Raw genomic sequence first — 26446 nt, forward strand, 5'->3', positions numbered from 1 at the left:
ATGATGAGTGCCAAGACCCGCCGACTGATCGCCATCGCCGCCGCACTGCTCGTGCTGGTGCTGCTCGTCTGGGGCTTCTGGCGCGCCGCGCAGCCGGCGCCCGAGGTGTTCCAGGGCCAGATGGAAGCGCGCGAGACCGACGTGGCCGGCAAGGTCACGGCCCGCATCGCCGAAGTGGCGGTGAAGGAAGGCGACCGCATCCAGGCCGGCGCCCTGCTGGTGCGCATGGACAGCCCCGAGGTGCGCGCCAAGCTGGCGCAGGCCACCGCCGCCGAACAGGCCGCGCAGGCCGTGGCCGACAAGGCGCAGAACGGCGCCCGCCCGCAAGAAATCGAAATGGCGCGCATGCAGTGGCAGCGCGCCGAGACCGCCGCCCAGCTCGCGCAGACCTCGTTCCGCCGTGTCGACGGCCTGGCGCGCGACGGCCTCGTGGCCGACCAGAAACGCGACGAAGCCGAAGCCAACTGGAAGGCCTCGCGCGACGCCGCCGTGGCGGCCAAGGCGCAGTACGACATGGCGCGCACCGGCGCCCGCCCCGAGGACAAGGCCGCTGCCAACGCACAGGCGCGGCAGGTGGCCGGCGTGGTCGCCGAGGTGGAAGCCGCCAAGGCCGAGACCGAGCTGCGCAGCCCGGTCGGCGGCGAGGTGGCCAAGGTGCTCGCCAAAGTCGGCGAACTCTCGCCGCAGGGTGTGGCCGTGGCCACGGTGGTCGACCTGAACGACCAGTGGGTGGTGCTCAACGTGCGCGAAGACCGGCTGGCCCGCTTCGCGCTCGACAAGGAATTCGACGCCCGCCTGCCCGCCCTGCCCGAGGACCGGCGCACCGCCCGCTTCAAGGTCTACTACAGCGGCGTTCTGCCCGACTTCGCCACCTGGCGCGCCACGCGCGGCGGCGCCGGCTTCGACGTGCGCACCTTCGAGGTCCGCGCCCGGCCGCTCAAGCCGATCGAAGGCGCGCGCCCCGGCATGAGCGTTCTGGTCGACTGACGCCGTACCCGCCATGAGCCTGCGCGGCTTTTCCACCGCCAGCGCCCGGCGCGAATTCGCGCTGCTGCGCACGCGCCCGTGGGACCTGGCCATGATCTCGTGGGTGCCGCTGCTCGCGGTGTTCCTGATCTGGTGGATCTTCTCGGCCGGCCTGCCCGAGCGCCTGCCGATCGGCGTGCTCGACCAGGACCACTCCGCCCTCTCGCGCCAGCTGGTGCGCTTCCTGGACGCCACGCCGGGCCTGCGCGTGGCGCAGCAGTACGCCGACGAAGGCGAGATGCAGCGCGCGCTCACGAGCGGCGCCGTCGACGCGGCGGTGCAGCTGCCGCGCGAACTGAGCCGCGACGTCAAGCAGGGCCGCGTCGGGCAGGTCGTGCTGCTGCACAACGCGCAGCTGGGCACGCATTCGAGCCTGATCCAGCGCGACGTGCGCACCGCCGTCGCCACGGTGTCGGCCGGCGTCGAGCTTGCGGTGCGCAACAAGCGCGGCGAGTCGATGAAGGCCGCGCGCGTGAGCATGGACCCGGTCAAGGCCAGCATGGTGGCGCTGTTCAACACATCGACCGACTACGAGCAGTTTCTCGGCGCCGCGCTCATTCCCGCGCTGCTGCACATCCTCGCGATGACGGCCGGCGCCTGGGCCGTGGGCCGCGAGCTGCGCGACCGCAGCCTGGGCGGCTGGCTCGGCGCCGCGCCGCGCTGGACCGAGGCGCTGGCCGCGCTGGCGGGCAAGCTGGTGCTGCCGTTCGCGAGCCTGTCGGCGGTGGGCTTGGCCGCCATGCTGTGGATCACGGCGGGCCGCGGCTGGCACCCGGTCGGCTCGGTGGGATGGACGCTGTTCGCGCTGATGGTGTTCCTGGCGCTGTCGATCGCGCTCGGCGCCTTCGTGGCCAGCCTCACGCGCTCGCTGCGCACCGCGCTGTCGGCCACCGGCTTCATCACCGCACCGGCCTTCGCGTTCGGCGGCGTGGGCTTTCCGCTGGTCGCCATGCCGGTGCTCGCGCAGCTGTGGGCCGGCCTGCTGCCCTACACGCACTACATCCGCGTGCAGATGGAGCAGCTGCAGATGGGCGCGCCCCTGGCCTACTCGGCCGCCACGCCGCTGTGGATGGTGGTGGGCACCGCGGTGCTGCTGGCCGTGTCGGCCACGCTGCTGGTGCGCGCCGCCGCGGCGCCCGAGACGTGGGGAGGCCGCTGATGAGCACGCGCATCCAGGGCTTCGCCGCCGCTTGGCGCGACACCGCACTCGGCGTGCTGCGCGACAAGGGCGTGCTGCTGATCATGCTGCTCGCGCCCATCATCTACGGCTTCTTCTACCCGTGGCCCTACGGCACGCAGGCCGTCACGCGGGTGCCGGTGGCGGTGGTCGATCAGGACCACAGCGGGCTGTCGCGGCAGATCGCGCGCTTCGCCATGGCCAGCCCGCGGCTGGATGTGCGCATGGTCACGTCCGACGTGCACGAGGCGCAGCAGGCGCTGTGGCGCGGCGAGATCGAAGGCTATGCGCTGCTGCCAAAGGACCTCAAGCGCAACGTGCTGCGCGGTACGCCGGCGGTGGTGAGCATCGAGGGCAACGGCGCCTACGCGCTTCTGAACAAGGCGGTGCTCTACGGTTTCTCGGAGGCGGTGGGCACGGTGTCGGCCGGCGTCGAGATCCGCAAGCTGCAGGCCGGCGGCCAAAGCGCGGTCCAGGCCGCGCGCAGCCGCAGCCCGCTCAACACGCAACTGGTGGCGCTGTTCAACCCGACCGAGGGTTACGGCAGCTACGTGGTGCCGGCGGTGGCGCTGCTGATCCTGCAGCAGACGCTGCTGATGGGCGCCGCGATGCTGGCCGGCACCTGGGCCGAGGCCGGCCGGCTGCGCGCGGGCATGGGCGCGTGGCTGGGGCGGCTGGGCGCGCTGTCGGGCTTCGGCGTGCTGAGCGGCCTGTTCTATTTCGGCTGGGTGTTCTTCCTGCAGGACTATTCGCGCGGCGGCAATCCGTTCGCCGCGCTGGTGCTGCTGCTGTTCTACGTACCGGCGATCTGCGTGCTGGGCCTGCTGCTGGGCTGCTGGTTCCGCGACCGCGAGCGTGCGTTGCAGGTGCTGCTCTTCACTGCGCTGCCGATGGCCTTTCTCTCGGGCTTCTCATGGCCCGTCGAGGCCCTGCCCGCGCCGCTGCAGGCGCTGCGCTGGCTGTTCCCGAGCACGGCGGGCATCCAGGCCTCGCTGCGGCTCAACCAGATGGGGGCGCCGCTGCACGACGTGCTGCCGTATCTGGCCGCGCTGGCGGCGATGGTGGTGGCGGGACTGCTCGTGCTGTGGGCTGCGGCCACGTCGCGCCACAACGAGCGCGACTAGCGTCGGCTGTCGGCCGCGACGGCGCGCACCAGCCGCGTGGCGGGCGCCACCAGCTCGCGCAGGTCGCCCACGCGGTCCTGCTCGATGGCCTGCAGCACCAGTTCGTTGATGCCGCCCACCACCGTCATCGCCATCTGGCTGCTCATGTGCGCCGCGGGCACCTCACCTGAATCGCTGCTGTTGATCGCCACCTGGATGAAGTTGGCGATCTCGCCGTTCACGCGCCGCCGCGCCGCCAGCCCCGGCAGCCCGAGCCCGAGGATCTCGACGAACAGCGTGCGCAGCAGCACCGGGTCTTGGGCGAGGTAGTCCATGTAGGCGGTCATCGCCTGCTCCACCTGCGTGTGCCAGGGCTGGGCCGGGTCGAAGGCCTCGCTCACGGCCTGCAGGCCGAGCCGGCTGGCCGTTTCGTACAGCGCGATCAGGCACTCGGTCTTGGTGCTGAAGTGCTCGTAGAACGTGCGCCGCGACACGGCGGCCTCGCGCACGATGTCGGCAATGGTGGTGTCGGCGTAGCCCTTGGCCGCCACGGCATGCGCCATGCCCTGGAGCAGCCGCGCGTAGTGCTCGCTGGGCGCGCCTTCGGCGGCATCGGGCGTGGCGGTTTTGTCGATGGTGGCAGTCATGTGCGATTCATTTTCCTACGCCTTGGTACTTGACAGTACCAGCTCACAATTGCACCATGGCGGCACGCGGTACGGATCTGTACCAACCTTTGTGCCCACGACCTCAGGAATTGCCTTCCCATGACCGAACTCGTTGTCCGCCGCCTGCTGATCGATCTGCAACCGCCCTTCTCGCGCGATTGGTGCGGCGGCGATGCCTTTTCGACGGCTTTCTTCAACGCCTTGTCGATGAGCTTCCCCTTCGGCGAGCAGTTCTTCATCGACGCCGTGCGCGATGCCATGGCCACGCTGCCGCCCGAGGTGCAGGAACGCCACCGCGCCGACGTGCGCGGCTTCATCGGCCAGGAAGCCACGCACCGGCGCATCCATTCGCTGTTCAACGCGCATCTCGAGCAGCAGGGCCTGGTCGACCGCTGGACCGCGCGCGCCAGCCAGCGCATGGAGCTGATGGACGGCGCCGATCCGCGCCACGCGCTGGCCGTGACGGCCGCCACCGAGCACTTCACGGCCATGTTCGCCGAGTGGCTGCTGGCCCGCCCCGAGATCCTCGACGGCGCCGAGCCCCGGCTGCGCACGATGTGGCTGTGGCACAGCGCGGAAGAGCTGGAGCACAAGAGCGTGGCCTTCGACATCTACAAGGCCGCGGGCGGCTCCGACGAATGGCGCACGCGCTGGTTCCGCCGCGTGACGGTGATGTTCCTCGGCGACCTGATGCGCCAGACGGTCGACAACCTGCGGCATGAAAAGCAATTGTGGAAGTGGGCCACCTGGAAGAGCGCCGCGCGCATCCTGCTGGGCCGCGGCGGCCTGCTGCGGGGCAATCTCGCGGGCTGGCGCCAGTACCTGCGCAGCGACTTCCACCCCGACCAGCAGGACAGCAGCCTCTCGGCACGCTGGCTGGCCGACAACGGCGCGCAGTTCACGCCCGTGGGCGCGCCTGCAGCCACGTCGGCCTGAGTTCGTCAGTAGATGCTGGCGCGGTGCGGGCTCAGCGCGCCCGCCTGCGTCGGCTGCCCGTCGGCGCGCAGCGTGAGGTCGTGCAGCGTGTCGAAATCGGACGGCGCATCGGGCACGCGCATCACCACTTCGAGTTCGTGCATGGAAGCCACCCAGCGGCCGGCCGGCGATTCGGCCGGTTCGTCATTGGCGAACACGCCGTCGCGGATGTAGAGCGTTTCGCCTTCGGGGCGTTCGCCGTGCAGCTCGATCAGGCGTGCGATCGAGAAGTTGTAGGTCACGAGTTTTTCGCGCGTGCGGCGGTCCTTGCCGCCGCAGTTGAACGAGCCCTCGGCCGCGATCACGATGCAGGAGCCGTCCACCCCGCCGTCGATGGCGATCTCGTTGCCCGAGCGCCAGATGGCGTTGGGCAGGCGCACGCGCACCTTGTCGATCACGAGGTCGCGTTGCTTGTTGAGGGCACCCAGCGGCGGCACCAGCGAGCGCAATTGGCGCAGGCGCTCGGCAAAGTTGTCGTCCATGAGGAATTCGACATGGTGCGTGGCGCTGCCGGACGAGCGCTTGACGACCTGCATGACGACGTGACGTGGCTTGTTCACAGCTCAGGCCCTCCACGCAGAGAAAAATCCACGCCCGCTGCGGGGCACCGATCGCCTTCTTGCTGGATTTGAGTGGTCATCGGCTACAAATTAGAACTTTAGATTAAATGCAATTACTTGCATCATTTGTGTCCAACTGTATATCGATTGCGACCGGGATGGAAGGCAATCGACGACATGCCGATGAGGCCATGTCGCCAACGCGACGCGGCGCCGTGCTAGGCGCTCAGCTCGACGATGCTTCGGCCTCGAGGGCCTCGTCGAGCGCCTTGCACGAAGGCGCGCAGACGGTCTGCGACTTGCCCAGCACCTGACGCGTGCGCAGCTGCGAACGCACGCGGTGCTTGCCGCACATGAAGCAGGACATCGTAGCCCCGCTGAACGACGCCGAGGCGCGGAACGGCGAACCCGGCGCCTTCGATTTGTAGCGCAGCCCGTCCGCCACCACTGCCGTTTTCACTTCACCCTTGGCCATGCATCTTGTCCTTGTTCGATTCGTCACCGCGCATGGCGCGGGCAATGGCTTCCCTGGCTGCGCCTTCGGCGGCCAGGGAAACGTCCAGCGCCGAGCGGCAAAGGCCGGCGTGCTGGTAATTCATATTTTCGTAGACCTCGGAGGCGGCCGGATAGGCATCGAGCAACTGCCCCAATTCGGCACCGGGCTCGACGTCTTCGAATTCATGCACCAAGTGCTCGACCACCGAGCGGTACTGCTCGGCACCAACCGGCACGGCGCTGTGCTCAAGCCTCTCCAGCAGTTGAGCCAGCACGTGGGTCACTGCCAGATCGGTCTTGGGAGACGGATTTCGGGTCGTGTTCATGGTTTGCATGTGGGGACAGCATACCCCTATGCAAGGGGCGGGTCGCGCGGAAGTGTCTCTGCCGACATGGCTTCCTGCGCCGCGCGCATGCGCTGGAGCAGGCTGTGAAGCATTTCGGTCGACAGGCCGTGGATCACCAGCCGGTGCCCGGCCCGCAAGGTCGACAGCGGCACCAGCGGATGCTTGTTGTTGACCAGGATCAGGTGCTCCGGCGCGTTCAGGATCGTCGCCGCGTAGATGCCGATGGTTTCGTCCAGTTGCAAGGAGTTGGCGGCGCGCCAGAAATCGTTGTCGGTCAACATCAGCTGGTACAGCGGCGTGAACAGCTCGATGGCGCTTTGCAGGTCGAGAAAATTGAGCTTGCCCTGGGGCATGTCTTCCAGCCGAAGCGCCGGCGACTGGATCATCGAGAAATCGACCTGCTCGGCCTTGCACAGCGCCAACCCCTTGTCGCGCAGCGCCGTGTTCAGCCGGATCACGAAGTTGAACAGGTTCAGGTCGTGCTTCAGGAACATCTCGTCCTTCAGCGCGTCGATGTCCGCCGGTTCCAGCGGCGACGTGCCCACGGGCGCGGGCGAGTTGCGCCCGATGAAGGCCAGCACCTGCGAGCCCAGGTGAAAGTGCCGCAGGATCAGCCAGTTGGCCTCGGGCGACACGAAGCGCTTGAGCCCCCACGCCAGAAAGCGGTGCAGCAGCATCGAGTGCGACCAGTTGCGCGGCACGAACACCTTCACGATCTGGATCAGGATGATCGTCAGCCGCGCGATCGGCCGCAGGAACGGCAGCAGGTACTGGCGCGAGGCCGAGCTCGAATCGGCCAGCCACGCGGCCTTGACGTCGTCGGGCAGCGGCGTGCTCTGGTCGAGGTACAGCGCCAGCCAGGGGCTGGGGTCGCGCTCGTCGTGGGCGTGCGTCAAAAACTCAGGCGTTCGATCCATGGGGCATTCGTTCGGTGATGTGCTGGAACTGCATCAGGTACAGCGCCGCCGTGTGGCGCGCGGTGTCGGCAATCTGACGGGCGGCGCGGGCCTGCCCTTCCACGGCCATCACCATCTCGACCGCGGCGAGCCAGCGGTTCAGGTGGTGCTCGTCGTTGTGCCCGTGGTACTCGAGGAATCGGAAGGCGTCGGGCGGCAGCTTCAAGCTGGCCTTGAGCAGCGGCAGCAATGCCGGCACGATGCGCTGGCCCGTGCCTTCGATGATGTAGATCGCGCCCAAGAGGCCGATCGGGTCGCGCGTGGCGGCCAGGCCGTGCAGATAGGCGTTGAGCGCCTCGCCGCCGGGGTTGCGGCGCAGTTCGTCGATCGATTCGACCGTGCCGCCGGCCTTGCGGTAGTCGCTGAAGAGGATGTTGAAGTCGTTCTGCTCCTCGCCCGCGTGCACGTCGATCAGTGACGACAGCATGCGATATGGCTCGCTCAGCGAGGCGGCGCCTTCGCGCATCCACAGGCTGCCTTCGCGCACCTGCGGCACCCACTGCTCCATCCAGTTCAGGTAGTCGGGCACGGCAAAGCGGCGCTCGCGGATCTGGCGGATCAGCGGCGTGCGCCACACGCGCGAGCGGTAGTCGTGCCAGATGGCGGCCAGCTCGGTCAGCAAGGCGCCCAGGCCCTCGGGCGCGGCAGCCGGGTCGTGCGGAGGCGCGATGACGAGGTCGTCGTCGGGCGCCACCGCTGCCGCGCGGGGCGCGATCACGACAGGCGCCGCATCGACGGCCTCGACCTCGAGCAGCATGTACGCCGCCATGAAGCGCCCCGACTCCGGCACGTAGCAGAAGATCTGCTCGCCCGGCTTCAGCGCCTTGGTGTGCAGAAACTCAGCCAGCATCACGAGGATCGATGCCGCGCCGGTGTTGCCGCGCCACGCCAGGTTGCTCCACCAGCGCTCTCGCGGAATCGCCAGGTCGGCCTTGGCCATCAGGTCTTCGACCACCGGGATGAATTTTTCCGACGAGTAGTGGCACAGGAAATGGTCGACCCGCTTCGGATCGACCCAGCCGTCGCGCACCAGGCCGGCGTACTCGTGGATGCCGATGTCGAACAGGTGCGGCAAGAGGCGGATATCCTGGCGCAGCGACAGCGCGCCGGCCGCCTCGGCCTCGGCCCATGAACCGAAATCAAGGTGGCCGCGCGCGCGATCCTCAGTGAGGCCGAGCTGCATGCACACCGGGTAGTCGCCCGAGAAGGCGCGCTGGTGCACCCACTTCAGCTTGAGGCGCAGCCCCGGCTTGCCGGCCAGCGCAGGCGTGCCGTCGGACAGCAGCAGCGCGCCCGCGCCATCGGACAGCATCCAGCGCAGGAAGTGCGAGTCGAAATCGGTCTCGTAGCCACGCGCCGCGAAGCGCGAGCGCTTGAACAGGCGCGACGGCATCTCACTGGCCACCGCCAGCGCCGAGCGGTGTGCGCCCAGCTCGATGCCCTGCGCCGCCGTCTGGATCGCCGACACGCCGGCCGCGCAGATGCCGTGCACCGAATGCGTTTCCATCGGCTGCGCCGCCAGCTCGCCCTGGATCATGTTGGCGAAGCCGGGCATCAGCGTGTCGCCGCCCGAGGAGCCGCTGGCCAGCAGCGACACGCGCGACAGCTCCGCGCCGCCACGCTGCAGGCAGTCGCGGATCGCGCCGGCCGCCAGTTGCGCGTTGGTGTGGCGCGTCACGCCCTCTTCGTCGATCGCGTAGTGCCGCGTGAGGATGCCGTTCTCGGCCAGGATGCGGCGCTTGATGCGTTCCGACATGCGGTTGAGCGGCGCGATGTACGCGTCCATGCGGTCGTTGGGAACAGGCTCGCCGGGCATGAAGTAGCCGGCGCTTTCGAGGTACACGCGTTGGAATGAAACGGGCATGGGTTCAGGCAATAGGTGAATCGGGAGGCATCTGCGAGCGGCTGCGAAAACGCGGCCACACGGTCCCCAGCACGAAGACGCGCACCATGTACGGCACCAGCCCGCCCTCGTTGAGCGCGGGTGCCACCTGCGCGCGGTAGCGCGTGTGATGCAGGTGCGTGAGCTCGGACCAGTGGGCATGCGGGTTCTCGTGGTGTGCGGTGTGCAGGCCGATGTTGAACAGCAAGGGGTTCACCAGCCCCTCGAAATTGCGCGCGTAGTTCAGCTGGCTACCGCGGGTATCGCCGGATGCCTCCTTGCGCTGCGTCTTGCGGCCGTCGGCGTGCGCGTGCTGCAGGTAGTTGGTGGCCAGCAGCCAGTGCAGGCCGTGCAGCTGCGGCACGATCACGAACAGCAATGCCTTGCGCCAGTCGATCGCCAGCAGCACGGTCCAGCTGACCAGCCACAGCGCGTACTGCGCCATGCAATAGCGCCAGGCGCCGCGGTGGTGCCGGCGCAGCCGCGCGAGCCAGCCGAAGAACACCGGCATCAGCACCCACACGGCCTGGAACGGATGCAGCAGGTAGCCCCACAGATGGTTGGTGTCGCCGCCGAAGCGGTAGGTGCGCGCCACATCCTTCGGCCCATGGCGGTGGCGATGGTGGTTGGCCACGTGCGCGGGCCAGAAGACGAAGGTCGGGTGGCCCTGCAGCAGCGTGATCCAGAAGTCGGTCAGCCGGTTCATGCGCCGCCCGCGCCACATGCGCAGGTGCACGTGGTTGTGGTGGATCACGCCGATGCCGAGCGTGAGGAACAGCATCAGCGCATACAGCACCACCTGGAAGCCGTGCACCCACTGCCACGCCGCCAGCGCAGGCAAGGCGACGAGGTACGCCAGGCTTTGCCAGTCGCGCCAGTGGCGCAGCCGCGGCAGCCGATGGCGCGCGTCAGGCCGTCGTGGCGCCATGCTTCTTTCGAAACGCCTGGAACAGCGGCTCGGCCGCGTCTGCCGCGATGCGCGTGCGGAACAGCCGGTCCATGAAGGTGAACTGGAAGCCGTAGTTGCCGTTGTGCACAGCATGGTGCAGGTGATGCCGGCGGCTCGCGGCGAACCAGTGGCTGTACGACACGCTGGGCACGAAGTCGTAGTTCGAATGCCCGACGCAGTTGAAGAACAGACTGAACACCGGCACCGACGCCAGCGACCAGAAGCTGAAGTCGTGCAGCACCATCGGCAGCAGGATCACGTTGCCGAGCATCAGCGCCTCGATCGGGTGAAAGCTGTAGGTGGCCCACGGCGTGGTCACGAACGAGCGATGGTGCGGGCCGTGGAAGCGGCGCAGCCAGCGCGTGTGCAGCAGCCGGTGGTTGAGCCAGAAATGCACGTCGTTCCACACCGCGAGCACGAGGATCTCGAGCCCGATGCGGCGCCAGCCCGCGTCGGGCTCGAGCCGCGCCCAGCCCAGCTGCAGCAGCCCCCATGGAAACACCATGCCCAGCCCGAAGATCAGCACCGAGATGCCCGACTGCGTGAGCTCGCGCCGCAGCTGGCCGGGCTGCAGCGGCCGCGGATCGAGCGCGCGCCCGATGCCCAGCGCCGGCAGCACGCGCTTCGTGAGCAGCCAGGTGAGCGCACCGAAACCCAGGTAGATGCCCCCGAAGAACAGCAGGCCCCACAGCATGACCTGCGGGGCCGAAAGAGAAGTGAAGGTCTGCGCCATCCCCCGAGGCTACAACAGCATCTCGGGCACCAACGGGGAGATCAGGGTGTTGTACAGGCGCTGGAAGAAACCCGACTCGGGTTCCGAGGTGAGGATCACCTCTTTCTCGCCGTCGTTCGTGAGCCATTCGAGCCTGCCGCCCTCCTTCGACAGCCGCAGCCGGTACGAGTTCTGCAGCTTGCTCACATGGATGATGCGCAACATCTCGCGCGCCAGCTGCGGGTTGTCGACCACCACGCCCATCTCGGTGTTCTGGCTGGCCGAACGCGGGTCGAGGTTCATCGAGCCGATGAAGATGCGCGTCTTGTCGATGGCGGCGGTCTTGGCGTGCAGCCGGCCCAGCGAATTGCCGAAGCTGCCGAAACGCATGCTCGCGGTGGTGCGCTGCGGGCTCAGCTCGTACAGGTCGGCGCCGCCTTTCAGCAGGCGCTCGCGGTAGCGCGCGTAGCCGGTGTGCACCAGCGGCTCGTCGTTGGCGGCCAGCGAATTGGTCAGCAGCGTGAGCTTGACCTTGCGCTTGGCCAGGTCCTCGAAGGCCGCCATGCCGCGCTCGCCGGGCACGAGGTAGGGCGAGGTCAGGTCGACCTCGGTCTTGGCGTCGAGCAGCAGCGCCCAGACCTTCATCGTCACGCTGGTGGCGATGGCGTCCTCGGCTGTCAACGTCGTGGGCTTGGAGGGCGGGTCGGCGATGGCGCGGGCCTCGCCCCACAGCAGGCCCATGCGGCCGCCGTCGAGCTCTTCGGCGATGGGGCCGTAGCCGAGGATGTCCGAAGGCGGCAGCACGACCTTCGGCGGCGGGCCCGACATGCCGATCTCGGCATCGAAGGTGGCGGCGCCGGCCTCTTTGCGCACGATCTCGGCAATGGGCCAGATCTGGTCGCTGTTCCAATAGGCGTCGAAGATGCTCTCGAGCTGCGGCACGACCTTGCCGACCACCAGCGCGTCCATGTCGATGAAGTTCTGCGCCTCGCTCAGCACGAAATACTCGTCGGCGATGTTGCGCCCGCCCACCACCGCCATCGCGCCGTCGGCAATGAAGAGCTTGTTGTGCATGCGGTGGTTGAGGCGGTGGATGTCGAAGATCGACACCACGAAGCGCGACAGGAACCCGTCGCGCGCACAGCAGAACGGGTTGAACAGGCGCACCGACACATTGGGCGTCTCGGACAGCGCCAGCAACAGCTGCTGGCTCTTCACCGTGTACAGGTCGTCCACCAGCACCCGCACCTTCACGCCGCGCGCCGCCGCCTCGCGCAGCGTGCGCAGCAGCAGCCGGCCGGTGGCGTCGTTCTCGAGCTGGTAGTACTGCACCACCAGCGAACGCTCGGCGCGCTGCGCGAGCTGCAGGCGCGCGTCGAGCGAGTACACGCCCAACGGCATCAGCCGGAAGCCCGAATGTTCGCCGGGCGGCGTGGAGGCCGCGGCGATCTTCGCGAGCGCGGTGCCCGGGTCGGCCGCGGCGGCGTGTTCGGCCGGGCGTTCGCGCGCCGGCGGCAGCGAGCCGCACGCGCCGAGCAATGCCAGCAGCACGCCGGCCAGCGCCATGCGCAGAAGAGATCGGGCCCAGGCGTTCATGGTCGGGTTCCTCTTGTCGTTGTGGATGCCACTGCCCTGATGTACGCCGGTCCTCCCGCGGCGGTTTCAACGGGGCCCTTTTTGCGAAGCGTCGTCCTAGAATTCGATTCACTTCGCTTCGGAGTTACATCATGGCCCGATCGCTCCTTTTGCGCACCGCTTTGTGGGCCGCGGCCCTCGCCGCCGGGGTACCCCATGCCCACGCCGCACTCGACATCGGCGACCCGGTGCCCAAGTTCACGGCCACCGCCGCGCTCGGCGGCAAGACCTTCCGCTACTCGCTGGCCGAGGCGCTGGCCAAGGGGCCGGTGGTGCTGTACTTCTTTCCGGCGGCCGACTCCAACGACTGCTCCATCGAGGCCCATGCCTTCGCCGAGGCAGTCGACCAGTTCGCCGCGCTGGGCGCCTCGGTGATCGGCGTGTCGGCCGACGACATCGACACGCTCTCCAAGTTCTCGGTCAAGTCCTGCCAGAGCCGCTTTCCGGTGGCCTCCGACCAGGGCAAGACCGTGATCCAGGGCTTCGACGCGCTGATGCAGACCCGGCCCGACTTCGCCAACCGCCTGTCGTACGTGATCGCGACCGACGGCAAGGTCGCCTACTACTACCAGAACCTCAACCCCGACAAGCACGTCGAGCGCATGCTGAACGCCGTGCGCGCGCTGCCCAAAGCCACCGCGGCGAAGTAAGGCGGGCCGGCCGGGGTGCCACGCGCGGGACGGGCTTCGCGCAAAATCTCGCCCCATGCAGCTCAACTACATCGCCAACGCGGACGTTCCCTCCGCCTCCGGCCGCACCCTCCCCGTCATCGACCCGTCGGACGGCCAGCCCTTCGACGAGATCCAGCGCAGCAACGCCGCCGACATCGACGCCGCCGTGCGCGCCGCGCGCGACTGCTTCGAGGGCGTGTGGCACAAGGTCAGCGCCGCCGACCGCGGCCGCCTGCTCTTCAAGCTCTCGCAGAAGATCGCCGAGCACGTCGACGAGCTCGCGCTCATCGAGCAGCGCGACTGCGGCAAGCCCGTGAAGCAGGCCCGCGCCGACGCGGTGGCGCTGGTGCGCTACTTCGAGTTCTATGCCGGCGCCTGCGACAAGCTGCACGGCGAGACCATTCCCTACCAGGACGGCTACAGCGTCTTCACCTGGCGCGAGCCGCACGGCGTCACGGGCCACATCATTCCGTGGAACTACCCGATGCAGATCTTCGGGCGCAGCGTGGGCGGCGCCCTGGCGGCCGGCAACGTGTGCGTGGTGAAGCCGGCCGAAGACGCCTGCCTGTCGCTGATCCGCGTGGCGCAGCTGGCGGCCGAGGTCGGCTTTCCGGCCGGCGCACTCAACATCGTGACGGGCTACGGCCACGAGGTGGGCGACGCGCTCGCGCGCCACGAAGGCATCGACCACATCAGCTTCACGGGCAGCCCGAAGATCGGCACGCTGATCCAGCAGGTGGCGGCCGAGCGGCACTGCCCGGTCACGCTCGAGCTGGGCGGCAAGAGCCCGCAGATCGTGTTCGCCGACGCCGACCTGGACGCGGTGATTCCCGTGGTGATCAACGCCATCGTGCAGAACGCCGGCCAGACCTGCTCGGCGGGTTCGCGCGTACTGATCCAGCGCGACATCTACGAGCCCCTGCTCGAACGCTTGGGCCATGCCTTCGAAGCACTGCGCGTGGGCCCCGCGGCGATGGACCTCGACGTCGGCCCGCTGATCCGCCAGACGCAGCAGCAGCGCGTGTGGGACTTTTTGAGCGATGCGCAGCACGCCGGCATCCCGATGGTGGCGCAAGGCGTGGTGGTCGAGGAAGCGCCCGAGACCGGCTTCTACCAGGCGCCGACCCTGCTGCGCGACGTGCCCGTGGGCCATCGCCTGGCGCAGGAGGAAGTGTTCGGGCCCGTGCTCGCCGCGATGCAGTTCGCCGACGAGGATGAAGCCGTGGCGCTCGCCAACGCCACCCAGTTCGGCCTCGTGGCCGGCGTCTGGACGGCCGACGGCGCGCGCCAGTTCCGCATGGCCCGGCGTGTGAAGAGCGGCCAGGTGTTCATCAACAACTACGGCGCGGGCGGCGGCGTCGAACTGCCGTTCGGCGGCGTGAAGTCGTCGGGCTACGGGCGCGAGAAGGGCTTCGAGGCCCTGTACGGCTTCACGACCCTGAAGACCATCGCCGTCAAGCACGGCTGAGGCTGACGACGCCGCGCCCGGGCGTCAGCCCAGCGCGGTGTCCAGCAGCATCATCAGCACGAAGCCGATCATCAGCCCGCTGGTCGCATAGGCCTCGTGCCCCTTGCGGTGCGATTCGGGAATGATCTCGTGGCTGATCACGAACAGCATCGCGCCCGCCGCGAAGCCCAGCCCCCAGGGCAGCAGCATCGCCGAATGCCCCACCACCGCCGCGCCGAGCACGGCGCCCAGCGGCTCCACCAGCCCCGAGGCCATGCCGATCAGCACCGCGAACAGGCGGCTGTAGCCGGCCGCCAGCAGCGCCACGGCGACCACCAGCCCCTCGGGCACGTCCTGGATCGCGATGCCGGTGGCGAGCGCATCGGCGCGCACGCCATTGTTGGCCGCGTAGCCGACGCCGATGGCCAGGCCCTCGGGCACGTTGTGCAGCGCGATCGCGAACACGAAGAGCCACGTGCGGCGCAGCTGCCGCCCGCTCTGCCCTTCGCGGCCCTTGATGAAATGCTCGTGCGGCAGCACGCGGTCCATGGTCATCAGCACCAGGCCGCCCAGCAGGATGGCCGTGCCGATCACGCCGCCCGCCGCCCAGTCGCCACCGCCGAAGACGCCCGTCGACTTGGCGGCGTCCAGCCCGGGAATGATCAGCGAGAAGGCGCAGGCCGCGAGCATCACGCCGGCGCCGAAGCCGAACAGCGTGTCCTGCAGCTTGTCGGGCAGCTTCTGCGAGAACAGCACCGGCAGCGTGCCCAGCGCGGTCGCCAGCGCCGCCACCGAACCGCCGCGCAGCGCGTTCCACACCAGCGGGTCGGCGCGCACGAAGGACCAGAACTGCGACGCCAGCGCCAGCGCGCCGGCCGCGACGATGGCAAAGCCGATCCATTCGCGCAACGGGCGCGGCGACCTTGGCGGCGGCTGTGTGGCCATCGTGCCCTGCGGCGAGTCGTTCATGGGCGGGCTCCTCTTCGGCTCATCGGCCGCCGGTCGCGGCGGCATGGCGGCGAGCCACCTCGGCCCAGTTCACCACGTTGTAGAAGGCCGCGATGTATTCCGGGCGGCGGTTCTGGTACTTCAGGTAGTAGGCGTGCTCCCACACGTCCAGGCCCAGGATCGGGGTCTTGCCCGAGCCGATGCCGCGCATCAGCGGGCTGTCCTGGTTGCCGCTGCTTTCCACGGCGAGCTTGCCGTCGGCACCGACGACCAGCCAGGCCCAGCCGCTGCCGAAGCGCGTGAGCGCGGCCTTGGTGAAAGCGTCCTTGAAGGCGTCGAAGCCGCCCAGGTCGGTGTCGATGGCCTTTGCGAGCGCGTCCGCAGGCGCCCCGCCGCCACCCTCGCCCACCGGGGCCATGACGGTCCAGAACAGGCTGTGGTTGGCGTGGCCGCCGCCGTTGTTGCGCACGGGGGCGCGCAGCGCCTCGGGCAATTCCTCGACACCGGCGATGAGGGCTTCGACCGGCGTGTCCGCAAGCGGCGTGTCTTTCAACGCCGCATTCAGGTTGTTCACGTAGGTCTGGTGGTGCTTGCCGTGGTGAATCTCCATCGTCTGCGCGTCGATGTGGGGTTCGAGCGCGTCGAAGGCATAGGGCAAGGCTGGCAGGGTGTACGGCACGGTTGGGAAGCTCCTTGTTGGAAGAGAGCCCTTTGCGTGGTGCTTGTGCTGCGTACTCAGGCATTCAAATGATAGTAATTCTCATTGTCTGCGTCAAGATATCGGCGCCATAGATGCCGCCAATCGGCCAGCTCGTCGCGTGCCGCCCTGCGGCCCATCCACCGATACACTGCCCCGCGACCGGTTCGCACGGACGGCGTCAAGACCGTCCTGCCGGTTCCATCCTTCCACCACCGACGGAGACAACACGCATGACCTTCCTGAAGCGCCGCGCCCTGGTGCGCACGGCCCTGCTCGGCCTGAGCCTCGCCCTGCCGCTGCTCGCCACCGCCCAGTCGCTGCCCACCGCCCGGCCCGAGTCGGTGGGCCTGTCCACGGAACGCCTGCAGAAGCTCACCGACGTGCTCAAGGCCGACGTGGCGGCCGGCAAGATCCCCGGCGCGGTGCTGCTGGTCGCGCGCCAGGGCAAGGTCGCGTGGTTCGAACCGGTCGGCAAGCTCGATGCCACCGCCGGCACGCCGATGCCGCGCGACGGCATCTTCCGCATCTACTCGATGAGCAAGCCCATCACCACGGTCGCCGCGATGATGCTGGTGGAAGACGGCCGCATGAAGCTGGACGACCCGGTCGCGATGTACCTGCCCGAGTACGCCCGCATGACGGTGGGCATCGAGAAGCCCGGCGCCGACGGCAAGCCGGTGCTCGAGACCGTGCCCGCGCGCCGCCCGATCACCGTGCAGGACCTCATGCGCCACACCTCGGGCCTGACCTACGGCTTCTTCGGCCCGGGCCTCGTGAAGCAGGCCTACAACGCCGCCAACCTCGCGGAAGGCGATCCGACCAGCGCCGATTTCTCGCAGCGCCTGGCCAAGCTGCCGCTGGCCTACCAGCCCGGCACGACCTGGGACTACAGCTACTCGACCGACATCCTGGGCCGCGTGGTCGAGGTGGTGTCGGGCCAGTCGCTGTACCAGTTCGAAAAGGCGCGCCTGTTCGACCCGCTGGGCATGAAGGACACCACCTACTACGTGCCCGAGCCCGCGCGCCAGCCGCGCATCGCCGAGCCGCTGCCGAGCGACCGCAGCTTTGGCGTGGGTGCCGACCTGAACGACCCGCGTATCGTGCGCAAGTTCGAATCGGGCGGTGGCGGGCTGGTGTCGACCGCGTCGGACTACGCGCGCTTCCTGCAGATGCTGCTCAACGGCGGCACGCTCGACGGCACGCGCTACCTCGGCCCGCGCACGCTGGCCCTGATGACGACCGACCATTCGAACGCCGGCGCCGGCATCGTGCCCGGCCCGCTGTACCTGCCGGGCCCGGGCTACGGCTTCGGCCTGGGCTTCGCGGTGCGCCGCAACGACGGCGAGGCGCCCTACCCGTCCGGCGGCGGCGAGTACAACTGGGGCGGCGCGGGCGGCACCTACATGTGGGTCGACCCGAAGAACGAGCTGTTCGTCGTGCTGATGCTGCAATCGCCCAAGTACCGCACCCACTACCGAAGCCTCGCGCGCAACATGGTCTATGCCGCGGTGCTGAAGTAGCCCGCATGGCGCGCGGTCGCGGGCCATGGCGCAAAATCGGCATCGCCCCATGAAGAAAAGCAGCAGCACCGTCATTCCGATCGCTCAGGCCGGCCACGCCGTCGTGGCCGCGCCGGACATTGCCGTGCCCGCCACCGGCCTGCTGGCCGACCGGCTGGGCCGCCCGCTGACCGACCTGCGCATCAGCGTGACCGACCGCTGCAACTTCCGCTGCAGCTACTGCATGCCCAAGGACGTGTTCGACAAGGACTACCAGTACCTGCCGCACAGCGCCCTGCTGAGCTTCGAGGAAATCACGCGCCTGGCGCGCCTGTTCGCCTCGCACGGCGTGCGCAAGATCCGCCTGACCGGCGGCGAGCCGCTGCTGCGCAAGCACATCGAGGGGCTCATCGCCCAACTGGCCGAGCTGCGCACGCCCGGCGGCGACCCGCTCGAGCTCACGCTCACCACCAACGGTTCGCTGCTGAAACGCAAGGCCGCCGCGCTGAAAGCCGCCGGCCTGCAGCGCGTGACCGTGAGCCTGGACAGCCTGGACGACGCCGTGTTCCGCCACATGAACGACGTCGACTTTCCGGTGGCCGACGTGCTGGCCGGCATCGACGCCGCCCTGACCGCGGGCCTGGGCCCGATCAAGGTCAACATGGTGGTCAAGCGCGGTACCAACGAGCAGGAGATCCTGCCGATGGCGCGCTACTTCCGCGAGCACCACGGCGGCAAGGTCGTGCTGCGCTTCATCGAGTACATGGACGTGGGCGCCACCAACGGCTGGCGCATGGACGAGGTGCTGCCTTCGGCCGACGTCGTCGCCCGCATCGCGGCCGAGTTTCCGCTCGTGCCGCTCGAAGCCACCACGCCCGGCGAGACCGCCCAGCGCTGGGCCTATGCCGACGGCGGCGGCGAGATCGGCGTGATCAGCAGCGTGACCCAGGCCTTCTGCCACGACTGCAGCCGCGCGCGCCTGTCGACCGAGGGCAAGCTGTACCTGTGCCTGTTCGCAAGCCACGGCCACGACCTGCGCCCGATGCTGCGCGACGGCGCGAGCGACGGCGACATCGCCTCCGCCATCGGCCATATCTGGCAGGGCCGCGCCGACCGCTATTCCGAGCTGCGCGCCCTGCGCGGCCCCGACGACAGCGCCCCCGACGCGGCAGCGCCCCGGCGCGTCGAGATGAGCTACATCGGCGGATGAGGCCGCCAGCCATGGGTACCGCACCGGCCATCGCAGCGGCCGACATCACGGGCCTCGTGCTCGCTGGCGGGCGCGGCACCCGCATGGGCGGGGTCGACAAGGGCCTGCAGCTGCTCCAGGGCGAAGTGCTCGCCGCACATGCCGTGCGGCGGCTGCGCCCGCAGGTCGGCCGCGTGCTGATCAACGCCAACCGGAATTTCGCGGCCTACGAAGCGCTGGGCGTGCCGGTGTTCGCGGACAGCGTGCCCGACCACCCCGGGCCGCTGGCCGGCATGCTGAGCGGGCTCGAACACTGCCCCACGCCCTGGCTGCTCACCGTGCCCTGCGACACGCCGCGCTTTCCGCCCGACCTGGCGGCACGGCTGGCCGAAGCCCTGGCCGCCGAGGGCGCCCACGCGCGCATCGCCATGGCCGCCGCGCCTGAAACCGAGGCCGACGGCCGCACGGTGCTGCGTCGCCAGCCGGTGTTCTGCCTGCTGCACATCGCGCTGCGCGACAGCCTGCGCCGCTTTGTCGAGGAAGGCGGCCGCAAGGTCGGCGCCTGGACCGCGCAGCACAACGCCCTGACCGTTCCCTTCGACCGCCCCGGCGACGCGCCCGACGCCTTCTTCAACGCGAACACGCTGGCCGATCTGCAGACGCTCGAACAGCCATGAGCCGCATCGCCGCCATCGCCGCCGACCTCGCGGACTACGACGCGGGCGACCTCGACGTCGACACCGTCGCCGCCTTTCTCGCGCGCCTCGTCGCACCGCTGGCCGTGGCAGACACCGAAGAGGTCGCGCTGCGCGACGCGCTCGGCCGCGTGCTCGCCGACGACCTCGTCTCGCCCGTGAGCGTGCCGCCGCACGACAACTCCGCCATGGACGGCTACGCCTTCGACGGCGCGCTGCTGCCGGCCGATGCGCCCATCGACCATTCGCTCACGCTGCGCGTGGCGGGTACGGCGCTGGCCGGCTCGGCCTGGCGCGGCGCGCTCGGGCCGAACGACGCGGTGCGCATCATGACCGGCGCGATGATGCCGGCCGGCCTGGACACCGTGATCCCGCAGGAGTTCTGCAAGGTCGACGGCGACCAGGTCTGCTTTCCGGCCCGCGTGCTGGGCCGCGGCGACAACCGCCGCCTGGCCGGCGAAGACCTGATGCAGGGCCAGCCGGCGCTGCGGCGCGGCGAGCGCCTGTCGCCGGCCGCGCTCGGCATGGTCGCCAGCCTCGGCCTGGCGCGCGTGACCGTGCGGCGCCGGCTGCGCGTGGCGTACTTTTCGACCGGCGACGAAATCCTCTGCCTGGGCGACACGCCGCGCGAAGGCGCCGTGTACGACAGCAACCGCTACACCCTGTTCGGCCTGCTCACGCGGCTGGGCTGCGAGGTGGTCGACCTCGGCCTGGTGCACGACGACCCCGCCACGCTCGCCACCACGTTGCAGCGCGCGGCGCGCGAAGCCGACGCCATCGTCACCAGCGGTGGCGTGAGCGCGGGCGCGGCCGACCACACGCGCGACGTGATGCAGCAACTGGGCGACATGGCCTTCTGGCGGGTCGCGATGCGGCCCGGGCGGCCGCTGGCGGTGGGGCTGATTCCGCGTCCGCGCGAGGCCACGGCCACGTCGGCCGTGCTGTTCGGCCTGCCGGGCAATCCGGTGGCGGCGATGGTCGCCTTCCTGGCCTTCGTGCGGCCGGCGCTGCTGCGGCTGATGGGCTGCCACGACGCGGCCTGCACCCCGCCGCCGCTGCTGCGCGCGCGCAGCGCCGGGCCCATCCGCAAGAAACCGGGGCGCACCGAGTACCAGCGCGGCGTTGTCCGCCAGGTGCCGGGGTCGTTGCCCGAGGTGCGGGTGGCGGCGCACCAGGGTTCGGGCGTGCTGAGCTCCATGCTCGAGGCCAACGGGCTCGTGGTGCTGCCCCACGAGCAGGGCCATGTCGACGCCGGGCAGGAAGTCGACGTGATGGTCTTCGACGGGCTGATCTAGCCCCTGCCGGTCAAATCCGGCCCAGGGCCTTGTCCACGCCCTTGTTGGCCAGCATGTCGGCCCGCTCGTTGCCCGGGTCGCCCGAGTGCCCCTTGACCCAGCGCCACTCGATCTGGTGGCCGCCCTCGGACACCAGCTTGTCGAGCTTCTGCCAGAGCTCGACGTTCTTCACGGGCTGCTTGGTCGAGGTGAGCCAGCCCTTGGCCTTCCAGCCGCGAATCCACTCGGTGATGCCCATGCGCACGTACTGGCTGTCGAGGTACAGCAGCACCTTGCAGGGCCGCTTGAGCGCGGCCAGGCCTTCGATGACGGCCGTGAGTTCCATGCGGTTGTTGGTGGTGTTGAGTTCACCGCCGAACAGTTCCTTCTCGGTGGGGCCCGACTTGAGCCACGCGCCCCAGCCGCCCGGTCCCGGGTTGCCCTTGCACGCGCCATCGGTGTAGATCACGACTTCGTTCAAACTGACTGTTCCTTTTTTCTCTAGCGTCTTGCGGGCGATGCCGCCCGCGTCCATGGATTCGTTCGTTCACTGCGTGCTGCGGTGCACCTTGCCCGCGATGGGCACCGGCGCCGTCGCCCGCGCGCCGCTGCGGCGCCAGTCGGCGCTCAGCAGGCGCATGCCGCGCACGCGCTTCACCGCCACCAGGAAGTAGGCGGCGCCGAAGATCGGCCACCAGCGCTCGCCGGCGGCGTCCATCCAGCGCGAGCGCTCCAGCCAGGCGTCGCTGCGCACCGCCGGCCGGTAGATGCCGAAACGGCCCGACTCCACCTCGAAGCTCAACAGGCGCAGCCAGTCGCGCATGCGCCAGTAGCCGATGAACTCGCCGGCCTCGGGCAGGAAGGTTTCGCCCAGGCCCAGCCGGCGGTACAGGTGCCCGCGGCGCTGCCGCAGGCCCCACAGGCTGGTCGGGTTCAGGCCGCAGATCACCACCCGCCCCTCGGGCACCAGCACCCGCTCGACCTCGCGCAGCGTGGCGTGCGGATCGGGACTGAGTTCCAAAGCGTGCGGCAGCACCACAAGATCGAGGCTGTTGGCCGCGAACGGCAAGGCGGCGAAGTCGGTCACCAGCGTCGCCTTGCCGGCTCGCACCGGGTCGGTCAGGGCCAGCCAGCGGTGCGGCATGCGGTTGGCGCGCAGCCCGTCGACCTCGGCGGCCCCGAGCTGCAAGGCGTGGTAACCGAAAACATCGGCCACCGCCTCGTCGAACTGGGCCTGCTCCCAGGCCAGGAGGTAGCGGCCGGGGGGGGTCGCGAACCAATCCTGCAAACCTATAATTTGACCGCTCATGACCCTTGTTCCGCTGCCCGCTTTTGCTGACAACTACATCTGGATGCTGCACGACGGGCACCACGCCATCGTGGTGGACCCGGGCGATGCCCAACCGGTGTTCGATGCGTTGGCGCACCACAAGCTGCAGCTGGCCGCGATTCTAGTCACGCACCACCACCCCGATCACACGGGCGGCGTGGCCGCGCTGCATGCGGCCACGGGCGCGAAGGTGTGGGGCCCGGCGCGCGAGCGCATCCCCGAGCCCTTCACGCCACTGGTGCAGGGCGACATCGCACAGGCCCTGGACCTGCGCTTCGAGGTCATCGACGTGCCGGGCCACACGGCCGGGCACATCGCCTACTTCCTGCCGGCCTCGGCCGCGCAGGCGCCCGTGCTGTTCTGCGGCGACACCCTTTTTTCCGGCGGCTGCGGCCGCCTGTTCGAGGGCACGCCCGCGCAGATGCTCGCCTCGCTCGACGCCCTGGCGGCACTGCCCGGCGACACGCGCGTGTGCTGTGCGCACGAATACACACTTGCTAACCTGAAGTTCGCCCGCGCCGTGGAACCCGGCAACGACGAACTCACTCACTACAACGCGCGTTGCGAAAGCCTGCGCGCACAAGGGCAGCCCACGCTGCCGTCGCAACTGGCGATCGAACGCCGGATCAACCCCTTTCTTCGCAGCCGCGAAGCCACCGTCCTTCGAGCAGTGCGGGCCCATGCCGAGCTTTCCGCGGATGCCGCCGAAGCCGAGGTGTTCGCCGCACTGCGCCAATGGAAAAACGACTTCCGATGAAATTTATCGTTGCCACCTGCCTTGCAGGCTCCCTGGTACTCGCGGGCTGCGCGGGCACGGACAACAGCGCTTCTTCCTCCACCACCGCCAAGGCCGGCGCCTCCGCCGGCGGCACGGGCGCCCGCCCCTCGGGCAGCGCCACGCCCATCTATCCGCGTGACTCCAACCTCAGCCCGCTGACCAGCAGCCAGGCGCGTTCGCAGAGCGTGGTCACGCTGGCGCCGCCCGCCGACATGTGGGACCGCATCCGCCGCGGTTTCAAGATGCCCAACCTGGAAAGCGACCTGGTGCGTGACCGCGAGCAGTGGTACGCCAGCCGGCCCGACTACATCCAGCGCATGACCGAGCGCTCGAACAAGTACATCTTCCACATCGTCGAGGAGCTCGAGCGCCGCAACATGCCCACCGAGCTGGCGCTGCTGCCGTACATCGAGAGCGCCTTCAACCCGCAGGCCGTGTCCAGCGCGCGCGCTGCCGGCATGTGGCAGTTCATGCCCGCCACCGGCACCGACTTCGACCTGAAGCAGAACATCTTCCGCGACGACCGCCGCGACGTGGTGGCCTCCACCCGCGCCGCGCTCGACTACCTGCAAAAGCTCTACGGCATGTTCGGCGACTGGCAGCTCGCGCTCGCCGCCTACAACTGGGGCGAAGGCAGCGTGGGACGCGCCATCGCCAAGAACCAGCGCCTGGGCCTGCCCACCACCTACAGCGACCTGTCGATGCCGGCCGAGACCCGGCTCTACGTGCCCAAGCTGCAGGCCGTGAAGAACATCGTGGCCAACCCGCAGGCCTTCAACGCCGAGTTGCCGCTGATCGCCAACCACCCCTACTTCCAGACCGTGCCGCTCACGCGCGACCTCGACGTGGAACTGGCGGCCAAGCTGGCCGACGTGCGCATCGAGGACTTCCGCGCGCTCAACCCCGCCGCCCACAAGCCCGTGCTGATCGCGGCCGGCACCTCCGAGATCCTGCTGCCCTGGGACAACGCGGCGGTCTTCAAACGCAACTTCGACGCCTACACGCAGGGCCAGTACGCCAGCTGGACCGCCTGGGTCGTGCCCACCACGATGACGGTGGCCGACGCCGCCCAGCGTTCGGGCATGAGCGAGTCGGACCTGCGCGCGCTCAACAACGTGCCGCCGCGCATGCTCATCAAGGCCGGCTCCACGCTGATCGTGCCGCGCGGCGCACGCGTGAAGGAAGACGTGGCGGCGGTCGTGGCCGACGGCGGCCACCTGAGCTTCCAGCCCGAGATCATCACGCGCCGCACCACCGTCAAGGCCGGCCGCTCGGACAACGTGGCGAGCATCGCGCGCCGCTACAACCTCAAGCCCGCGGCCGTGGCCGACTGGAACGACGTCAACCCCAACCACGCCTTCAAGCGCGGCTACAGCGTGGTCGTGTACCTGCCGGTGCGCGCCACGCCCGCGGCGCGTGTCGGCTCGGGCGCTGCGCCTGCACGCGGCCGCGGCGCGGCGGTGGTCACATCCAAGCGCGGCGGCGCGCCGGTGAAGGCCGCCGCACGCGGCAGCAGCAGCGCCAAGCAGGCGGTGGTGCGCCAGCCGCGCGGCGGCACGCCGTCCAAGCGCAAGCGCTGATCCCTGCCCTGCCGGCGGGCGGTGCCGGGCCCGGACCAAAAAAGCGACATCAGGAGGACAGGCCATGGCAGTCGAAGGAAGCGCGGGCGATCTCGTCAAGGTCGTCACGCTGTTGGGGGCCGCTGTCGTGGCCGTGCCGCTGTTCAAGCGGCTCGGGCTGGGCTCCGTGCTCGGCTACCTGGCGGCGGGCCTGGCCATCGGGCCCTTCGGCTTCGGCCTCTTCACCGACCCGCAGACCATCCTCCACACGGCCGAACTCGGCGTCGTGATGTTCCTCTTCGTGATCGGGCTCGAGATGCGGCCGTCGCACCTGTGGAGCATGCGGCGGGACATCTTCGGCCTGGGCAGCCTGCAGGTGGTGGTGTGCGGCATCCTGCTGACCGGCGTGGGCATGGCCTTCGGCTTCCCGCTCGCCGTCTCGTTCGTGTGTGCGATGGGCTTCGTGCTCACCTCCACGGCCATCGTGATGCAGCTGCTCGGCGAGCGTGGCGACATTGCCGCGCCGCGCGGCCAGAAGATCGTCGCCGTGCTGCTCTTCGAAGACCTGCTGATCGTGCCGCTGCTGGCCATCGTCGCCTTCATCGCACCGGTCGATGCGGCGCAGCAGGCCATTGCGCCTTCGCGCTGGATCGGCATCGGCATTGCCGTGGGTGCGCTCGCGGCGCTGGTGGCGGCCGGCATCTGGCTGCTCAATCCGCTGTTCCGCGTGCTCGCCAACTCCAAGGCGCGCGAGGTCATGACGGCCGCGGCGCTGCTCGTGGTGCTGGGCGCGGCGCTGCTGATGCAGGTCGGCGGCCTGTCGATGGCCATGGGCGCCTTCCTGGCCGGCGTGCTGCTCTCCGAATCGACCTTCCGCCACCAGCTCGAAGCCGACATCGAACCCTTCCGCGGGCTGCTGCTGGGCCTGTTCTTCATCGGCGTGGGCATGTCGCTCGACCTCGCGGTGGTGGCGCAGAACTGGCAGCTCATCGTCGCGGGCGTGATCTCGATGATGGTGGTCAAGGCGCTGTGCATCTACGGCGTGGCGCGGCTTGCCAAGAGCTCGCCTGCCGACGCGCTCGACCGTGCGGTGCTGATGGCGCAGGGCGGCGAGTTCGCCTTCGTGCTGTTCTCGTCGGCGCTCGCCGCCAAGGTCATCAGCCCGACGGTCAACGCCAACATGACGGCGGTGGTGGTGCTGTCGATGGCGCTCACGCCGCTGGTGGTGCTGGTGCATCGCCGCTTCGCGCCCACCGCGCAGGCCTCGATGGAGGGCGTGGAAAAAGCCGAGGAACTGGCCGGCAACGTGCTCGTCATCGGCTTCGGCCGCTTCGGGCAGATCGCGATCCAGGGCGCGCTGGCGCGCGGTGCCTCCATCTCGATCATCGACAACGACACGCAGGTGATCCGCGACGCCGCCGACTTCGGCTTCAAGGTGTACTACGGCGATGGCGCACGCGCCGACGTGCTGCATGCGGCCGGCGCGCACAACGCCCGCGCGATCATGGTGTGCATCGACAACCGCGCCGTGGCCACGCGCATCGCGGAGCACGTGAAGTCCGAGTTCCCGCATGCGCACCTGATGGTGCGCGCCTTCGATCGCGAGCACGCGGTGGAGCTCGTGAAGCTCGACGTCGACTACCAGATCCGCGAGACCTTCGAATCGGCGATGGCCTTCGGCCGGCAAGGCGTGGTCGCGCTGGGCGCCACGCCCGAGGAAGCCGACGAGGTGATCGACGACCTGCGCCGCCGCGACAAGGAACGGCTGGTGCTCGAGATGTCCGGCGGCCTCTTCGCAGGACGCGCGCTGGTGCAGGTCAACACCGAAACGCGCCAGACCCACTGAAGGCACTGGGCGCGTTGAACGCGCG

General features: G+C 69.3%; 26 protein-coding genes. 13 read left to right on the forward strand and 13 right to left on the reverse strand.

What is annotated here, in order from left to right:
- Genes AC07SQ_RS03180 through AC07SQ_RS03190 form a run of 3 tightly spaced genes read left to right on the forward strand, consistent with a single transcriptional unit; the run spans position 1 to position 3327 of the window.
- Positions 1-987 carry an HlyD family secretion protein gene (locus AC07SQ_RS03180; RefSeq protein WP_495270748.1) on the forward strand — a complete coding sequence of 329 codons (987 nt, stop codon included), beginning with the start codon at positions 1-3 and terminating at the stop codon, positions 985-987.
- A gap of 13 nt (positions 988-1000) precedes the next feature.
- Entirely contained in the window at positions 1001-2185 is a 1185-nt protein-coding gene (locus AC07SQ_RS03185; RefSeq protein WP_139140214.1) for an ABC transporter permease, read from the forward strand.
- Positions 2185-3327, forward strand: a complete 1143-nt coding sequence (locus tag AC07SQ_RS03190) for an ABC transporter permease (RefSeq protein ID WP_495270747.1) — start codon at positions 2185-2187, stop codon at positions 3325-3327. Before AC07SQ_RS03185 ends, AC07SQ_RS03190 begins: the two co-directional genes overlap by 1 nt.
- On the opposite strand, the gene AC07SQ_RS03195 is transcribed toward AC07SQ_RS03190, so the two are convergent.
- Positions 3324-3953 (reverse strand): TetR/AcrR family transcriptional regulator, encoded by a 630-nt coding sequence (locus AC07SQ_RS03195; protein WP_062473073.1) that lies wholly within the window; start codon positions 3951-3953, stop codon positions 3324-3326. The two genes, AC07SQ_RS03190 and AC07SQ_RS03195, sit on opposite strands and share 4 nt — an antisense overlap.
- 120 nt (positions 3954-4073) lie before the next feature.
- Between AC07SQ_RS03195 and AC07SQ_RS03200 the strand changes: the two genes are divergently transcribed.
- A complete protein-coding gene (locus AC07SQ_RS03200; RefSeq protein WP_070060929.1) occupies positions 4074-4910 on the forward strand; it encodes a metal-dependent hydrolase in 837 nt (278 codons plus the stop codon).
- 5 nt (positions 4911-4915) lie between these two features.
- On the opposite strand, the gene AC07SQ_RS03205 is transcribed toward AC07SQ_RS03200, so the two are convergent.
- The 8 genes from AC07SQ_RS03205 to AC07SQ_RS03240 form a co-directional block, all read right to left on the reverse strand.
- On the reverse strand, positions 4916-5509 hold the full coding sequence (locus AC07SQ_RS03205; RefSeq protein ID WP_070060930.1) for a hypothetical protein: 594 nt from the start codon (positions 5507-5509) through the stop codon (positions 4916-4918).
- A gap of 226 nt (positions 5510-5735) precedes the next feature.
- The gene (locus AC07SQ_RS03210; protein ID WP_056580179.1) at positions 5736-5984 is read right to left on the reverse strand and encodes a hypothetical protein; all 249 of its coding nucleotides are present in this window, start codon (positions 5982-5984) and stop codon (positions 5736-5738) included.
- Positions 5971-6330, reverse strand: a complete 360-nt coding sequence (locus tag AC07SQ_RS03215) for a hypothetical protein (protein WP_370680636.1) — start codon at positions 6328-6330, stop codon at positions 5971-5973. The genes AC07SQ_RS03210 and AC07SQ_RS03215 overlap by 14 nt, the downstream gene beginning before the upstream one ends.
- A gap of 26 nt (positions 6331-6356) precedes the next feature.
- Complete coding sequence (locus tag AC07SQ_RS03220; RefSeq protein WP_495270746.1) at positions 6357-7268, reverse strand: DUF6999 family protein; 912 nt, start codon at positions 7266-7268, stop codon at positions 6357-6359.
- Positions 7252-9171: an iron-containing redox enzyme family protein gene (locus tag AC07SQ_RS03225; protein ID WP_159276637.1), complete on the reverse strand. Its 1920-nt coding sequence runs from the start codon at positions 9169-9171 to the stop codon at positions 7252-7254. The genes AC07SQ_RS03220 and AC07SQ_RS03225 overlap by 17 nt, the downstream gene beginning before the upstream one ends.
- 4 nt (positions 9172-9175) lie before the next feature.
- Positions 9176-10117 (reverse strand): fatty acid desaturase family protein, encoded by a 942-nt coding sequence (locus tag AC07SQ_RS03230; RefSeq protein WP_495270745.1) that lies wholly within the window; start codon positions 10115-10117, stop codon positions 9176-9178.
- Positions 10098-10871, reverse strand: coding sequence for a sterol desaturase family protein (locus AC07SQ_RS03235; RefSeq protein ID WP_495270744.1), 774 nt, complete (start codon positions 10869-10871; stop codon positions 10098-10100). Before AC07SQ_RS03235 ends, AC07SQ_RS03230 begins: the two co-directional genes overlap by 20 nt.
- A 9-nt stretch (positions 10872-10880) precedes the next feature.
- Positions 10881-12446, reverse strand: a complete 1566-nt coding sequence (locus AC07SQ_RS03240) for a phospholipase D family protein (RefSeq protein ID WP_495270743.1) — start codon at positions 12444-12446, stop codon at positions 10881-10883.
- A 131-nt stretch (positions 12447-12577) separates the two neighbouring features.
- Here AC07SQ_RS03240 and AC07SQ_RS03245 point away from each other — a divergent pair, with 131 nt between their 5' ends.
- Both AC07SQ_RS03245 and AC07SQ_RS03250 read left to right on the forward strand, forming a co-directional pair.
- Complete coding sequence (locus tag AC07SQ_RS03245; RefSeq protein ID WP_307588537.1) at positions 12578-13135, forward strand: peroxiredoxin; 558 nt, start codon at positions 12578-12580, stop codon at positions 13133-13135.
- Between the two features lie 55 nt (positions 13136-13190).
- On the forward strand, positions 13191-14624 hold the full coding sequence (locus tag AC07SQ_RS03250) for an aldehyde dehydrogenase family protein (protein ID WP_062473096.1): 1434 nt from the start codon (positions 13191-13193) through the stop codon (positions 14622-14624).
- Positions 14625-14648: 24 nt separating this feature from the next.
- Here AC07SQ_RS03250 and AC07SQ_RS03255 read toward each other — a convergent pair whose 3' ends face one another.
- Together AC07SQ_RS03255 and AC07SQ_RS03260 are read right to left on the reverse strand one after the other, a co-directional pair.
- Complete coding sequence (locus AC07SQ_RS03255; RefSeq protein WP_495270841.1) at positions 14649-15548, reverse strand: ZIP family metal transporter; 900 nt, start codon at positions 15546-15548, stop codon at positions 14649-14651.
- Between the two features lie 43 nt (positions 15549-15591).
- Positions 15592-16230 carry a superoxide dismutase gene (locus AC07SQ_RS03260; RefSeq protein WP_495270742.1) on the reverse strand — a complete coding sequence of 213 codons (639 nt, stop codon included), beginning with the start codon at positions 16228-16230 and terminating at the stop codon, positions 15592-15594.
- Positions 16231-16481: 251 nt separating this feature from the next.
- Between AC07SQ_RS03260 and AC07SQ_RS03265 the strand changes: the two genes are divergently transcribed.
- From AC07SQ_RS03265 to moeA, 4 genes are read left to right on the forward strand one after another with little or no spacing between them, the layout of a single operon-like run.
- Positions 16482-17771, forward strand: coding sequence for a serine hydrolase domain-containing protein (locus AC07SQ_RS03265; protein WP_495270741.1), 1290 nt, complete (start codon positions 16482-16484; stop codon positions 17769-17771).
- Positions 17772-17820: 49 nt separating this feature from the next.
- The gene (gene moaA / locus AC07SQ_RS03270; RefSeq protein ID WP_495270740.1) at positions 17821-18960 is read left to right on the forward strand and encodes a GTP 3',8-cyclase MoaA; all 1140 of its coding nucleotides are present in this window, start codon (positions 17821-17823) and stop codon (positions 18958-18960) included.
- Between the two features lie 11 nt (positions 18961-18971).
- A complete protein-coding gene (gene mobA, locus AC07SQ_RS03275) occupies positions 18972-19616 on the forward strand; it encodes a molybdenum cofactor guanylyltransferase MobA (protein WP_307588525.1) in 645 nt (214 codons plus the stop codon).
- Complete coding sequence (moeA, locus tag AC07SQ_RS03280; RefSeq protein ID WP_495270739.1) at positions 19613-20929, forward strand: molybdopterin molybdotransferase MoeA; 1317 nt, start codon at positions 19613-19615, stop codon at positions 20927-20929. Before mobA ends, moeA begins: the two co-directional genes overlap by 4 nt.
- A 10-nt stretch (positions 20930-20939) precedes the next feature.
- Here the strand turns inward: moeA and rnhA are convergent, their stop codons facing one another.
- Both rnhA and AC07SQ_RS03290 read right to left on the reverse strand, forming a co-directional pair.
- Positions 20940-21389: a ribonuclease HI gene (gene rnhA, locus AC07SQ_RS03285; RefSeq protein WP_095745544.1), complete on the reverse strand. Its 450-nt coding sequence runs from the start codon at positions 21387-21389 to the stop codon at positions 20940-20942.
- 66 nt (positions 21390-21455) lie between these two features.
- Positions 21456-22217 carry a class I SAM-dependent methyltransferase gene (locus AC07SQ_RS03290; RefSeq protein WP_369646819.1) on the reverse strand — a complete coding sequence of 254 codons (762 nt, stop codon included), beginning with the start codon at positions 22215-22217 and terminating at the stop codon, positions 21456-21458.
- On the opposite strand from AC07SQ_RS03290, the gene gloB reads away from it, so the two are divergent.
- The 3 genes from gloB to AC07SQ_RS03305 all read left to right on the forward strand — a co-directional run bounded on the left by gloB (position 22216) and on the right by AC07SQ_RS03305 (position 26421).
- The gene (gene gloB, locus AC07SQ_RS03295) at positions 22216-22995 is read left to right on the forward strand and encodes a hydroxyacylglutathione hydrolase (RefSeq protein ID WP_495270738.1); all 780 of its coding nucleotides are present in this window, start codon (positions 22216-22218) and stop codon (positions 22993-22995) included. The two genes, AC07SQ_RS03290 and gloB, sit on opposite strands and share 2 nt — an antisense overlap.
- Positions 22992-24596 carry a transglycosylase SLT domain-containing protein gene (locus tag AC07SQ_RS03300; protein ID WP_495270737.1) on the forward strand — a complete coding sequence of 535 codons (1605 nt, stop codon included), beginning with the start codon at positions 22992-22994 and terminating at the stop codon, positions 24594-24596. The genes gloB and AC07SQ_RS03300 overlap by 4 nt, the downstream gene beginning before the upstream one ends.
- Positions 24597-24660: 64 nt before the next feature.
- Positions 24661-26421 carry a monovalent cation:proton antiporter-2 (CPA2) family protein gene (locus AC07SQ_RS03305; RefSeq protein WP_495270736.1) on the forward strand — a complete coding sequence of 587 codons (1761 nt, stop codon included), beginning with the start codon at positions 24661-24663 and terminating at the stop codon, positions 26419-26421.
- Positions 26422-26446: the final 25 nt, after the last annotated feature.

This window comes from Variovorax sp. GW821-FHT06D12, assembly GCF_059419205.1.